The organism is Flavobacteriales bacterium (assembly GCA_016700415.1).
Lineage (GTDB): Bacteria > Bacteroidota > Bacteroidia > Flavobacteriales_F > PHOS-HE28 > PHOS-HE28.
Window position 1 is genome coordinate 1,662,478 of sequence record CP065018.1, and the last position, 12,523, is coordinate 1,675,000.

Below are 12,523 nucleotides of genomic sequence, written 5' to 3' on the forward strand. Positions count from 1 at the left end.
GGCATGCTGGTCTTCCCCTTCGCCAAAATCAATCTCGGCCTACAGGTGCTTCGCAAGCGGCCTGATGGCTTTCACGACATCCGCACCGTCATGGTCCCCATCCCCCTGTGCGATGCGCTGGAGGCGGTGGTGGATGAAGGGGCCGCCCCGGGTGAGGTGCGATTTGAACGGACGGGTATCCCGGTGCCGGGCGATGCGTCCGGCGACCTATGCATGAAGGCCGTGGAACAGGTCCGGAAGTTCCGCGAACTGCCGGGGCTGCGGATCCACCTTCACAAAGCGGTTCCCATGGGCGCCGGGCTGGGCGGGGGATCCAGCGACGCCGCCCACACACTGCTTCTGCTGAACGCACTGTTGGACCTTGGCTTAGCACCGAAGGAGCTTCACGCCATGGCGGCCACATTGGGCAGTGATTGTCCGTTCTTTCTTCAGCAAGGAGCACAGCTTGCCGATGGGCGGGGGGAGGTCCTTAGCCCCTTACACGTTGATCTTACCGGGCATTGGCTAGTGCTGGTGAATCCAAGCATCCATGTGCCTACGGCGGAGGTGTACGGGAATATGCGGCTTGCCGAGCACCACGACGATCTGCCTCGAATGATCGCTGCGCCGATCGCCTCCTGGCAAGGGACCGTGGTGAATGACATGGAGGAATACGTGTTCGCGAAATACCCGGCCATCAAAGCGATCAAACAGGAGCTATTGGCCAGGGGTGCGAGCTATGCGGCCATGAGCGGCTCAGGTTCCAGCGTGTTCGGGGTCTTTTCAAGGAAGCCCATGGACTTGGTCTTCCCTGAAGGATATAGTATGTGGGTGTTCCCCGGTCGGGCCGAAAGTTGACCCCTACGATCCTGATCCAGGTCGGTTGACGACTTCTCCGTGCCACAGCCAACCGGCATGCTTTGGTATCCCTCCTCCCCTTCCCTACTTTGCGACATCCTTATTCACCCATCCCCATGGACATCACCCGCATCCGCACCAAAGCCGATTACGACGAAGCCTACCGCCTCAGCGCGGAGGACCCCGAAGGATTCTGGGCCGCGCAGGCCGAGACCTTCACTTGGCGGAAGAAGTGGGACAAGGTGCTGGAATGGGATTTCGAGAAGCCCGAAGTGAATTGGTTCAAGGGCGGAAAGCTGAACATCACCGAAAACTGTCTGGACCGGCACTTGGAGAAACGGGGCAACAAACTGGCGCTGATCTGGGAGCCGAACGACCCGCAGGAGCGCTTCGTGCGCTACACCTACCGCGAGTTATATGAGCGGGTGTGCATGTATGCCAACGTGCTGAAGCGCAACGGTGCGAAGAAGGGCGACCGCATCTGCATCTACATGCCGATGATACCGGATCTTACCATCGCCATCCTCGCCTGCGCGCGCATCGGTGCTATCCATTCCGTGGTGTTCGCGGGCTTCAGCGCCAAGTCCATCGCCGACCGCGTGAACGATGCGCAGTGCTCGATGGTGCTTACCAGCGACGGCCTGAACCGCGGCCACAAGCAGATCCCCGTGAAGCGCATTGTGGACGAAGCCTTGGAGGAATGTCCCAGCGTGAAGTGCGTGATCGTGGCCGACCGCCTCGGATGGGCCGTGGACATGAATGAAGGCCGCGACGTATGGTTGCATGAGGAATTGAAAACGGTGGACAAGGACTGCCCTGCGGAAGTGATGGACGCCGAGGACCCGCTGTTCATTTTGTACACCAGCGGCAGCACCGGCAAGCCGAAAGGCGTGGTACACACCTGCGGCGGCTACATGGTCTTTTGCGACTACACCTTCCGCAATGTCTTCCAGTACGAGGAAAGCGACATCTTCTGGTGTACCGCCGACATCGGTTGGGTCACCGGGCACAGCTACATCATCTATGGGCCGTTGAGTGCCGGCGCCACTACGGTGATGTTCGAGGGCGTGCCCACCTTCCCCGATGCGGGCCGCTTCTGGCAGGTGATCGACAAGCACGGCGTGAACATCTTCTACACCGCGCCAACGGCCATCCGCAGCCTCATGGCGCACGGCCTCGATCACGTGCTGGCCTATTCGCTGGATTCGCTGAAAGTGATCGGCAGCGTGGGCGAACCCATCAACGAGGAGGCGTGGCAATGGTACAAGCTTCACGTGGGAAAGAACCGTTGCCCGATAGTGGACACCTGGTGGCAAACGGAAACGGCAGGCATCCTGATCTCGTCCATCGCGGGCGTCACCGATGAAAAGCCCAGCCACGCCGCGTACCCGTTGCCCGGTGTACAGCCCGTACTGCTCACCGCCGACGGCAAGGAGATCGCCGAGAACGAAGTGGAAGGCATGCTCTGCATGAAGTTCCCGTGGCCCGGCATCCTCCGTACCACATGGGGCGACCACGACCGTTACAAGCAGACCTATTTCAGCAGCTATCCCGGCCACTACTTCAGCGGCGACGGCGCCAAGCGAGATGCCGATGGCCGGTACCGCATCATCGGTCGCGTGGATGATGTGATCAACGTGAGCGGACACCGCTTCGGCACCGCGGAAGTGGAGAGCGCCATCAACCTCAGCGAGTTGGTGGTGGAAAGCGCCGTGGTGGGCTATCCGCACGACATCAAGGGGCAGGGCATCTACGCCTATGTCATCACCGCCGAACCGCTGGACCTGAACGACAAGGCGGCCGTGGACCGCATCACCGGCGAGATCATCGAATCCGTGGTGGAGAACATCGGTCGCATTGCCAAGCCGGACAAGATCCAGTTCGTGAGCGGCCTGCCGAAGACGCGTTCAGGGAAGATCATGCGCCGCATCCTGCGCAAGATCGCCGAGGGCGAAATGAGCAACCTCGGTGATACTACCACGCTGCTGGACCCGGATGTGGTGGAGGAGATCAAGGCGGGGAAAGTTTGAAAACCACCTGTTGGACCGACCTGAAAGACATTGATCGACAATTCCAAGGATCCGACCATCTCGAGTAGATCCGAACCATCATGGCAAAGACCACCGCAACTCACGTCAAGAAATTGACCAAGAAGCTTCTGGAGTTCCAAGGCCACGGCCTGAAACAATATGGCAAGTACCTCGACGATCAATTGAAAAAGGCCGGGGATAAAAAGTCGAAACAGGCCTACGTGAAATACCTCAACGCACAGGTGATCCAGAACGACAAGCGGGTCAAGAAGTTAAAGGATAAGATCAAAGGGCTGTGAACGGCGCCCTGTACAGCCGTCCCATACCTGCCCGCTGGCGGTCGTTGACCATCTTTGTCCCATGGCATCCAAACTACACGACGCCTTCGACCACGGCAAGAAGATCAGTCCCGTGCTGCCTGAAGGGAAGAAGAACTTCCTGATCGACATCGACGGCACGGTGTGCGAGGACATCCCCAACGAGGAGCCCGAGCGCATGGCGGACGCGGCGGTGTTCCCGGACGCGGTGGAGACCTGCAACAAATGGTATGACGAGGGGCACATGCTCTACTTCTTCACTTCACGCACCGAGGAACACCGTGAAGTGACGGAGGGCTGGCTGAAGAAGCACGGCTTCAAATACCACGGCATCGTGTTCGGCAAGCCGCGCGGGGGCAACTACCACTGGGTGGACAACCACATCGTGCGGGCCACGCGCTACAACGGCAAGTTCACCGATCTGGTGGAGGTCGATGCCAAGGTCCAGGTGTTCAAGCAGTAGGGGCGATGCATGCATCGCCCCTACTGCCATTCTGAAAAAAAACCGGGGCGAAGCGTCAAATGATGTAGTTTCGTATTCCAAATAACAGTACAATGGCCACAGGCACAGTAAAGTTCTTCAACGAAACCAAGGGTTTCGGATTCATCACCCCGGACGAGGGCGGTAAAGATGTGTTCGCACACAAGACCGGCCTTCAAGAACCCATCCGCGAGGGTGACAAGGTGAGCTACGACGTGGAAGACTCCCCAAAGGGTCAGAACGCGATCAACGTACGCCGCGCCTAAGCAGCAGCACGAACAACGCAGGTTTTGCGGCCCCGATCGGCACCAGCCGGTCGGGGTCTTTTACTTTCGCCGCACCCTGAACCCACAGCCCATGAAACTGGTCTCCTTCAACGTCAACGGCATCCGCGCCTCCGTAAAAAAAGGCTTGGCCGATTCCCTCCAAGCCATGGACGCGGACATCGTCTGCTTCCAGGAAACGAAGGCCAACCCCGAGCAGGTGGCAGAGGCCTTAGCGGATGTGAAGGGCTACCACCTTACCGCCTATTCCGCAGAGAAAGCGGGCTATTCCGGTACGGCGATCCTCTCTCGGGAAGAACCCGTCCGCGTGGACCACGGCATCGGCGGGGACGAACACAACAGTGAAGGCCGCGTGATCACCGCGACGTTCGCGGACCATATCGTGGTGAACGCGTACATTCCCAACAGCGGGCAAGGCCTGAAGCGCCTGGAATACCGCCAGCAATGGGATATCGCCCTGCGCGAATACTTGGTGAGCCTCGCTTCCGGCAAGCGACCCGTGATCTTCACCGGAGACCTGAACGTGGCGCACCAGCCCATCGACATCGCGCGGCCGAAGCCCAACTACAACAAGACAGCGGGCTACACACAGGCCGAGATCGACGGCATGAACGCCTTGCTGGACGCGGGCTTCGTGGACACCTTTCGTCATTTTCACCCGGAAGTAGTGAAGTACAGCTGGTGGAACCAACGCTTTAATTCGCGGGCGACCAATGTGGGCTGGCGGATCGATTACGTGCTGGTCAGCAAGGGTTTTGAGAAGAGGGTGAAGGAAGCGTTCATCCTGAACGAGATCATGGGCAGTGACCATTGTCCGGTGGGGATCGAATGGTAGTGCCCATGTACTCAAAACAAGATCGCTTCGCCGAGGCGGCTCGCGATGCCGGCTAACATGGGGATCGAAAAATGAAGAACCTGCTCAAGCTGGAGGAACTGGCGCAGTTGCTGGTGTGCATTGCCTTGCTTGGGATGAACGCAGTGCCTTGGTGGGCGTACTTGCTACTGGCCTTGGGGCCGGACATCGGCATGCTCGGCTATCTCATCGGGACGCGCACGGGGGCCTTCACCTATAACCTTCTTCACCACAAAGCCTTCGCGCTAATGGTGGCGGGCCTCGGGTTGGCGAGTGAAGGGCTGAGCTTGCTGATGGGCACGCCGGCCCTTGGGCAAGTCCTCCTGCTGGCGAGCATCATACTGTACGGCCACTCCTGCTTGGACCGCGTGTTGGGCTACGGCCTGAAGTTCGGTGACAGTTTTCAGCATACGCACCTGGGCTGGATCGGGAAGGCTGTCCACGGAGAAGCGAAAGCGTGAACACGGCCGGACATGCGCATTCTTCTTCTCGACAACTACGACAGCTTCACCTGGAACCTGCACCATCTGCTGGAACCACTGGCGGAGGTGGACGTGGTGCGGAATGACGCGATCACCGTGGATGAGGCCGCACGCTTTGACCGCATCGTGCTCTCACCCGGGCCGGGGCTTCCTTCCGAGGCCGGCATCATGCCATCGATCGTCCGCGACCTGATGGCGACACATCCGATCCTCGGTGTTTGCTTGGGCTTGCAGGCGATCGTGGAAGCCTGCGGTGGAACCCTGTTCAATCAGGAAATGGTGCGCCACGGCGTGACCGTCCCGTGCTATCCCGAAGTGCCGATCGACCCTTTATTCGCCGGGATCGAAGCGCCGTTCGATGTCGGTCTTTACCATAGTTGGGCGGCAGACCCCTCCACACTGCCACCCGAACTTCAGGTCACCGCCTACAGCACGGAGGGCGTCATCATGGCGCTTCGGCACTCGCGCTACAACACCTGCGCCGTGCAGTTCCATCCGGAAAGCGTGATGACGCCTGCCGGTGAGCAGCTCATCCGGAACTGGATCACCGGATACAGCCCCGGACCGCTCAAGTAGCGCACCGGCATTCCATCCGGGTTTTCAACGAAAATGCCGTTCCGATCGTTGATCAAAAGCACCTTAACCATCCGGGAACCACCCGTCATGCCCGATAATTTTACGGCATGAACCGCCTCGTCCTATTCCCATTGGCCTTGCTGTTGGCCCCGGTCCTGTCCGCGCAGAACATCTTCCAGCGGGCGCTGAACAATGACACCATGCCCAACCTCGTGACCAACCCGGGGTTCGAGGAGGTGAAGAAGATCCCGTGCACATGGACGCAGGACGCGAGCAAATTCAACAACGACGTGATGAACGGCTGGAACTCGCCCACCGAGACCACGCCCGACCTCTTCAGCACGCGCGCCCATTCCGACTGCTGGTCTAATCCCGCCAAGCGCACCCAGGGTAAGACCAGTCCGCATGGCGGCGAGAACATGGTGGGGATCAAGACCTGGGGCAAGGGCAACACACCCACGTTTTGGCACGAATACCTGCAGACCACCTTGCCGGAACCGTTGAAGGCCGGTGAGCGCTACATCGTGGAATGCTGGGTGCAGCGGGCGAATTTCAGCGGTGAGGCCAGCAACAACATCGGCATGCGGCTATCGGCGTTGCCGGTGAAGACACGCGACAACCTGCCGCTATACTTCACCCCGCAGGTGAACGCCGACGAAATACTGGACGCGAAGGGCTGGCGAAAAGTCTCGGGTGTCATTGAGGCGAACGGGGACGAACGTTATTTGATGATCGGCAACTTCTACAGCGATGAGACCACGCTCCATAAGCAACAGCCACAGGGCGAGCGCGGTGCGTACTATTTCATCGATGACGTGAACCTGCGTGTGGCGCCACCGGGCACTGCGCTCACTCCAAGGCCCAAGGAGAGCATGCCGCCGCAGCCCAAGGTGATCGTGGCGGACCATGCGAGCACCAAGGACGTGGAACTGGCAATGGTGGAACCGCCGTCAGTGGGCAAAAGCATCCGCTTGGACAACATCGGTTTCGAGTTCGCCAAGGCCACCCTGACCCCGGAGAGCAAGAAGGAACTGGATGAACTGGCCGATATGCTGATCGACTATCCCTTGATGCGGATCGAGGTGGAGGGGCACACCGATGACGTGGGCAGCGACGCGAGCAACCTCACCCTCAGCGAGGACCGCGCCAAGGCCGTGGTGGATTTTCTACGCGACAGAAAAGTGGAAAAGGAACGGATCGGTTGGAAGGGCTATGGCGAAACCAAACCGCTCGTTCCCAACGACAGTGAGGAACACCAAGCGTTGAACCGCCGTGTGGAGTTCCGCGTGGTGGAGAAATAAAAACCCTTTCCGGACCATCCTTGGCCCGGCATCCCTTCGATCGCAGGGAAACACGGAAGACCGGTCGAGGTCAGACGCGCTGGGGCTGCTGCTCCCCGATCATCCGCTTGGCGATATCCAGGATGCGGGTATCGTCCAGCCTGACCACGCCCCCATCGGCGCCGCCTTCCAAATGCACGCCCATCGGCTTGCCTTCCGGATGCGTATACCCACCGAAGTAGTTCCAGACCGTTTCCACGTTCAGGTCCAACTCTTTTGCGATCTGGTGGATGCTCCCGTCCGGAAGACTGTCCTTGATGTCGCGAAGCTCATTGAAGGTAATGTTCATGGCCGGATCATTTAGGGGTTCGATGGCCTGAAGATAGCCCATTGACGGATCGAACGGTGCATTGCTCAGCGATTTTTCACCTAGCCGAAGGCTGGCATACCCCGTCTACTTTTCAACCATTGAGGCTCCGTTCCACGCAGCTTTCAACGCATAAAAAGTTTGGCATGCCCCCTTGGCCGCGCAACAATAGCAGTGATAGCCGGATGACAAACGGGTCCGGGGATCGGTGGACTCCCGTCTCAAGACTCACGGACTCAGGAGTGATCTAGCTCAATCCGCTGATCACGCCGTTGGCATCGATGTCCATGTGCTCGCTCGCGGGCACCTCCGGCAGGCCGGGCATGCGCATCATCTTGCCGAGTATCGGCACCACGAAGCCCGCTCCGGCCGCGATCTCGATGTCGTTCACCGTGATCTCGAAATCGGTGGCGGCACCGAGTTTCACGGGGTCGTCGCTGAAGCTGTACTGCGTCTTGGCCATGCACACCGGCAGGTGGTCCAGCCCCAGGTTGTGGATGCGGCGCAGGGCGGTCTTCGCCTCGCCGCTGTACGCCACGCTCTTGGCGCGATAGATCTCCTTGGCGATGATCTCCACCTTCTTCTCGATGGGCTGCTCCAGGTCGTAAAGGAGCTTGAACTTCGTCTCGTTACTGTCCACCACCTTCACCACGGCCCCGGCCAGGTCGGTCATGCCCTTGCCACCTTCCGCGAAGCCCTTGGCCAGCACCGCCTCCACCCCTAAGGCTTTGCAACGCTCCTTCACCAAATGGATCTCCTCCTCGGTGTCGGTGGGAAAATGGTTGATGGCCACCACGGCCTTCACGCCGAACTTGGCCACATTCTCGATGTGGCGCTCCAAGTTGGCCATGCCCTTCTTCACCCGTTCCACGGAAGCGTCGTTCACTTCCTTGATCGGGGACCCGCCTTGGTAGCGCAAAGCACGGATCGTGGCGACGATCACGGTGGCGTGCGGTGCCAGGCCCGCCGCACGGCACTTGATGTCGAAGAATTTCTCCGCGCCGAGGTCCGCGCCGAAGCCGGCCTCGGTCACCACGTAATCCGCCAGGCTCAGGCCCATCTTCGTGCCCAGGATGCTGTTCACGCCCTGCGCGATGTTGGCGAAAGGACCGCCATGGATGATCGCGGGATTGCCCTCCATCGTCTGCACGAGGTTCGGCTTGATGGCGTCCTTCAGCAGCACGGCCATGGCGCCTTGCGCATTGAGGTCGCGGGCGTAGACGTACTTGCGGCTCGCTGAGCGGGAGTTGCCCACGAAGATGTTGCCGAGGCGTTCCTTCAGGTCCTCGTATCCGGTGGCTAAACAGAGGATCGCCATCACCTCACTGGCCGCGGTGATGTTGAAACCGTCCTCGCGGGGAATGCCATTGCCGGTCCCACCGAGGCCGATCACGATGTCACGCAGGGCACGGTCGTTCATGTCCATCACGCGCTTCCAGGCGATGGTACGCGGATCGATGCCGAGGTTGCGTGTCTTGCTCTGGATGTTGTTGTCGATCAGCGCAGCTAAGAGGTTATTGCTCTTCTCGATCGCGGCGAAATCGCCGGTGAAGTGCAGGTTGATGTCCTCCATGGGCAGCACCTGCGCATAGCCACCGCCGGCCGCGCCGCCCTTCATGCCGAACACGGGGCCGAGCGAAGGTTCGCGCAGCACCACCATCGCTTTCTTCCCCACTTTGTTGAGGCCCTCGCACAGCCCGATGCTGGTCGTGGTCTTGCCTTCCCCGGCGGGCGTCGGCGAAATGGCTGTGACCAGGATGAGCTTGGCCTTCTTCACCTTGCTTTCATCGATCAGGTCCAAGGGGAGCTTGGCCTTGTAGCGTCCGTAATTCTCCATCCGATCGGCATGGATACCGAGCTTTTCGCCGATGGCGGTGATGGGCTGAAGGGTGGCGCGCTGAGCGATCTCGAGGTCGGAAGGAAATGCCATGTTCGATGTTCAATTCTTGGGACGAAGGAACGCAAGGAACGCGATCCGTGGGAGATGCCGTATCCCAACTTCCTAAAAGGATGTGTCAGGGGCCGTCCGTGCTGGGAATGCACCACCCCTGCCCCTCCTTGAAAAAAGGAGGGGAAAACCTATCGTACTTGCATCCGGATCTCTATCGATGCGCGCCTGAGGGTCCGTCTCCCCTCCTTCCTAAAAGGAGGGGCTGGGGGTGGTCCTACAAGATCACCTTTTCCCCGGCAGGGCGTACACGGTGACCACGCCATCGCTGTCCGCCGTCACCAGTTCCGGCACGCCGTCCAAGTTGATATCCGCGACGCCGAACTGCACGGAACCCTTCAGCGGGAAGCCCGGCCAGAGCGCTCCGGTGGCATCATACAGGCGCACTTGGTCCTGCTCCGGCAACATCAGACCGATCGCAGCATCCTCCCCTTCCATGGGCACCTCGAAAGCGTTGGCTCCCTGTGCGTCCGGGAAGCTCACGCGGAAGAGCACCTTGCCCTCGGCCTCGGCGGTGAGGGCGGAGCCGGTGGTGCGAAGCACTTCATCGCGGCCGTCACCGTCCAGGTCGAAGAGGACCACTTTGCCGCTGGTAGCTGCGGAAAGCGTGTCCACCTTGCCGTCCAACGTACCGCTGAGCACCGCACCGGCGCTGTCGGTCCAGAGCATGCGCCGGTCGCCGATGTCCATGGCGTCCCTGCTTCCGAGGAAGGTGGCGATGTGCTCCATCTTCAGCTTGCTGTTGTAGCGCACCGTACCGCGCCGGTCCAGCACGGTCACCTTTCCATCGGCCATCGGCACCACCAGAAAATCCTTTCCCTTGATCCGCACAAGGGTTACGGGCGCCAGAGCCGGACTTTGCAGCTTTTCAGGCGACCAGCCCTGCACCGGCTTACCCTCCACGCTGAGGTTGAGCGATCCGCCATCGGACATCGGTACGAGCACGCGGTAGTCCCTTTTCTTATCGTAGTCGAAAACGCTCAACGGCGCGCAGGCCGTGCCTTTCAGCGCAAGGGGGAAGCCTTCCACATCGCGGCCGAGCCGATCGATCTGGTAGATCTTGCCCGCCGTGTTGAGGAGCATCTGGAACTTACCGTTCTTGTAGCGGTCCACCAGTTCCACACCGCCGAGTATCGGCCCGTCCAGTTGGCGTTGCCAGAGGATCTTGCCCGTGCAGCTGATCAAGCTGATGCGATGGTCGCGGTCCTGCGCCAGCACCTGCAAGGTCTTGCTGAGATAGTCCTTCACCAGGATCGGCGGGCCTTCCAAGGGAGCGGAGAGCGCAGTGGTCCAAAGCGCGCCGGCCGTGCGCTTGCCGACGGGCGCATGTTGCAGGCAGAAGGTGGTGATGATCGCACCGTCCGCACGCGGCGACAATTGCAGCAATGCGCCGCCCGTGGCCTCGCGGGCGACGGCCAAGGAGCCGTCCGATATGGGGTACGCACGGGCCACATCGGCCCACCAGCTGTACACCGCCTCACTGCCGAAGCGCTGGAAGAAATCGCCCGAACGCGGGTCCAAGGCCAAGGAGTTCCGGTCCGTCCAGGCGTCAATGGCGGCACGCATGCCGGCGGGCGTATTGGACATCACCACCATGTCCGAAAGCACCGTCCACAGAGGTTGATCGAACGGTGCGAACGCCTTGCCGAACAAGGTGGCCAGCGCCCCGGGATCCGACATCCGCCTGAACTGTATGCCGCGATATTCCGTGACTTCGCATCCGCCATCGGGGCATCGCGAGCTGAGCGCCGCGATCGCCTTGCCGGGGTCTTGCGTCCCGAACACGGCCCATCGGTGCCCGGTGCTGTCGTTGGCATCCGGTTCCTCGGCAACTCCTACACCGCCGCTCACCCATGCACCGTAAGCCACGAAAAGCTGCTCGTCCGGGTCTTTGCCAATGAGGCCGCGCACATAGCTCGCGGGATCGTCCACCTGCATGGTGCGCAGGCGGCACACCGTGGCCGGCAGCACGCGGATCATGTCCGGGCGTGCGGCCTTCTGCTGTTGCATCGCGGTGATGGCGGGGCTATCCGCGGAAGGGAACAACAGTCCGTTCATCAGCAGCGCACCCGGCCGGAGCCGCACGTCCAATGCCGCCCAGCCTTCCACGGGCAGTTCCGCCGGAAAAATGCCGTTGGCGACGGACCCCAGCACGGTGGACGCATAGCCGGGCCGGATCAGGAGGTGCGCTTCCGCACCCACGCTGAAACTGGCGCGGGCCTTGGCAAAAAGCGCTTCCGGCTTCGCGTTGGAACCTAAGCGCGACCGGGCTTCTTCCACGGTGGAAGCAGTGGTCCCCAAGAGCAGAATGCCTTTGCTCCAAACAACTTCCAGCGCTGGCAATGCACTATCCGCCTTCACGGAGAGCCGGGTGCCGGACCACAACAAATCGGACAGCTCGCTTTTGAGCGCTGAGGCCAATGCGCTCAACGCTTCCTCTGAAGCGGTCAATGGCCAAGCCATCAACAGCGAGAGCGTATCACCCTGTGGTGCGTTCCAAGCGATCAACAGCGGATGTTCCTCGCGCTCCGATGCGGGCAGGCCCACTTCCGCAAGCCGTGAAAGCACACCATTGATCCCGGCGAAGGCGGGCGCGGCCTCGATATCGCCCCAGAACTGGCTGGTGCCGGTGAAGCGTTCCCAGGTCCCCAACGGTTCGGGGATCTCCAGCACCGCCACCGCTTCGGGAGAAATGGCCTTCCACGGATCCGCGGCCGGTGCCGAGCTCGCCTGCCAGCTCCACAGCCACCAAGCGATCACCGCCACAATGGCGACGAGGAGCAGGACTATGAGCGAGCGGCGCATGGCGAAGCCCCAAAGGTGGACGCAACACGCAAGGGTCCGCAGCCCGGTCCGTGTGCCTTTCGCACATTCTGCTGTGGACGCGTTCGGCGATGAGCTACGCCTCCGTGGCCAGTAACGTGAACGACATGCGGTGATGCCCGCAAGGGCCGTGCAGGGCAATGGCCGCACGGTGCTCCGTGGTGGGATACCCTTTGTTCACCGCCCAGCCGTAGTGCGGTTGCTCCGCGTGCAACGTGGCCATCAGCTCATCGCGGTGCGTCTTC

Annotated in this window: 13 protein-coding genes (1 of these 13 cut by a window edge); 9 read left to right on the forward strand and 4 right to left on the reverse strand. The window is 60.8% G+C overall.

Annotated features, from left to right (window positions below):
* The first annotated feature begins 3 nt into the window (after window positions 1-3).
* From ispE to IPP95_07010, 9 genes are all read left to right on the forward strand, one after another.
* Complete coding sequence (ispE, locus tag IPP95_06970) at window positions 4-837, forward strand: 4-(cytidine 5'-diphospho)-2-C-methyl-D-erythritol kinase (protein QQS73940.1); 834 nt, start codon at window positions 4-6, stop codon at window positions 835-837.
* A gap of 116 nt (window positions 838-953) precedes the next feature.
* Window positions 954-2,867 (forward strand): acetate--CoA ligase, encoded by a 1,914-nt coding sequence (gene acs, locus IPP95_06975; GenBank protein ID QQS73941.1) that lies wholly within the window; start codon window positions 954-956, stop codon window positions 2,865-2,867.
* A gap of 80 nt (window positions 2,868-2,947) precedes the next feature.
* Window positions 2,948-3,166, forward strand: a complete 219-nt coding sequence (locus IPP95_06980; GenBank protein ID QQS73942.1) for a hypothetical protein — start codon at window positions 2,948-2,950, stop codon at window positions 3,164-3,166.
* A 61-nt stretch (window positions 3,167-3,227) separates the two neighbouring features.
* Entirely contained in the window at window positions 3,228-3,647 is a 420-nt protein-coding gene (locus IPP95_06985; GenBank protein QQS73943.1) for a phosphoheptose isomerase, read from the forward strand.
* A gap of 92 nt (window positions 3,648-3,739) precedes the next feature.
* Window positions 3,740-3,931, forward strand: coding sequence for a cold-shock protein (locus tag IPP95_06990; GenBank protein ID QQS73944.1), 192 nt, complete (start codon window positions 3,740-3,742; stop codon window positions 3,929-3,931).
* Window positions 3,932-4,022: 91 nt separating this feature from the next.
* Window positions 4,023-4,784 carry an exodeoxyribonuclease III gene (gene xth / locus IPP95_06995; GenBank protein QQS73945.1) on the forward strand — a complete coding sequence of 254 codons (762 nt, stop codon included), beginning with the start codon at window positions 4,023-4,025 and terminating at the stop codon, window positions 4,782-4,784.
* 71 nt (window positions 4,785-4,855) lie between these two features.
* Window positions 4,856-5,263, forward strand: a complete 408-nt coding sequence (locus IPP95_07000; protein ID QQS73946.1) for a DUF4260 domain-containing protein — start codon at window positions 4,856-4,858, stop codon at window positions 5,261-5,263.
* 12 nt (window positions 5,264-5,275) lie between these two features.
* Window positions 5,276-5,860 carry an aminodeoxychorismate/anthranilate synthase component II gene (locus IPP95_07005; GenBank protein QQS73947.1) on the forward strand — a complete coding sequence of 195 codons (585 nt, stop codon included), beginning with the start codon at window positions 5,276-5,278 and terminating at the stop codon, window positions 5,858-5,860.
* Between the two features lie 107 nt (window positions 5,861-5,967).
* On the forward strand, window positions 5,968-7,161 hold the full coding sequence (locus IPP95_07010) for an OmpA family protein (GenBank protein QQS73948.1): 1,194 nt from the start codon (window positions 5,968-5,970) through the stop codon (window positions 7,159-7,161).
* A 70-nt stretch (window positions 7,162-7,231) separates the two neighbouring features.
* Here the strand turns inward: IPP95_07010 and IPP95_07015 are convergent, their stop codons facing one another.
* The 4 genes from IPP95_07015 to IPP95_07030 all read right to left on the reverse strand — a co-directional run.
* Window positions 7,232-7,489 carry a DNA-binding protein gene (locus IPP95_07015; protein QQS73949.1) on the reverse strand — a complete coding sequence of 86 codons (258 nt, stop codon included), beginning with the start codon at window positions 7,487-7,489 and terminating at the stop codon, window positions 7,232-7,234.
* Window positions 7,490-7,754: 265 nt separating this feature from the next.
* Complete coding sequence (locus tag IPP95_07020) at window positions 7,755-9,437, reverse strand: formate--tetrahydrofolate ligase (GenBank protein ID QQS73950.1); 1,683 nt, start codon at window positions 9,435-9,437, stop codon at window positions 7,755-7,757.
* 243 nt (window positions 9,438-9,680) lie between these two features.
* The gene (locus IPP95_07025) at window positions 9,681-12,260 is read right to left on the reverse strand and encodes a hypothetical protein (GenBank protein QQS73951.1); all 2,580 of its coding nucleotides are present in this window, start codon (window positions 12,258-12,260) and stop codon (window positions 9,681-9,683) included.
* 94 nt (window positions 12,261-12,354) lie between these two features.
* A protein-coding gene (locus IPP95_07030) for a ribonuclease HII (protein QQS73952.1) crosses the window boundary here: on the reverse strand, window positions 12,355-12,523 show its 3' end. 425 nt of this gene lie beyond the right edge of the window; 169 of the gene's 594 nt are visible here — the last part of the coding sequence; its start codon lies beyond the right edge, outside the window; the stop codon is at window positions 12,355-12,357.

What these genes read in the sequence shown, in the direction of transcription:
- ispE (QQS73940.1), top strand. Translation starts at nt 4, where the DNA reads ATGCTGGTCTTCCCCTTCGCCAAAATCAATCTCGGCCTACAGGTGCTT.
- acs (QQS73941.1), top strand. Translation starts at nt 954, where the DNA reads ATGGACATCACCCGCATCCGCACCAAAGCCGATTACGACGAAGCCTAC.
- IPP95_06980 (QQS73942.1), top strand. Translation starts at nt 2,948, where the DNA reads ATGGCAAAGACCACCGCAACTCACGTCAAGAAATTGACCAAGAAGCTT.
- IPP95_06985 (QQS73943.1), top strand. Translation starts at nt 3,228, where the DNA reads ATGGCATCCAAACTACACGACGCCTTCGACCACGGCAAGAAGATCAGT.
- IPP95_06990 (QQS73944.1), top strand. Translation starts at nt 3,740, where the DNA reads ATGGCCACAGGCACAGTAAAGTTCTTCAACGAAACCAAGGGTTTCGGA.
- xth (QQS73945.1), top strand. Translation starts at nt 4,023, where the DNA reads ATGAAACTGGTCTCCTTCAACGTCAACGGCATCCGCGCCTCCGTAAAA.
- IPP95_07000 (QQS73946.1), top strand. Translation starts at nt 4,856, where the DNA reads ATGAAGAACCTGCTCAAGCTGGAGGAACTGGCGCAGTTGCTGGTGTGC.
- IPP95_07005 (QQS73947.1), top strand. Translation starts at nt 5,276, where the DNA reads ATGCGCATTCTTCTTCTCGACAACTACGACAGCTTCACCTGGAACCTG.
- IPP95_07010 (QQS73948.1), top strand. Translation starts at nt 5,968, where the DNA reads ATGAACCGCCTCGTCCTATTCCCATTGGCCTTGCTGTTGGCCCCGGTC.
- IPP95_07015 (QQS73949.1), bottom strand. Translation starts at nt 7,489, where the DNA reads ATGAACATTACCTTCAATGAGCTTCGCGACATCAAGGACAGTCTTCCG.
- IPP95_07020 (QQS73950.1), bottom strand. Translation starts at nt 9,437, where the DNA reads ATGGCATTTCCTTCCGACCTCGAGATCGCTCAGCGCGCCACCCTTCAG.
- IPP95_07025 (QQS73951.1), bottom strand. Translation starts at nt 12,260, where the DNA reads ATGCGCCGCTCGCTCATAGTCCTGCTCCTCGTCGCCATTGTGGCGGTG.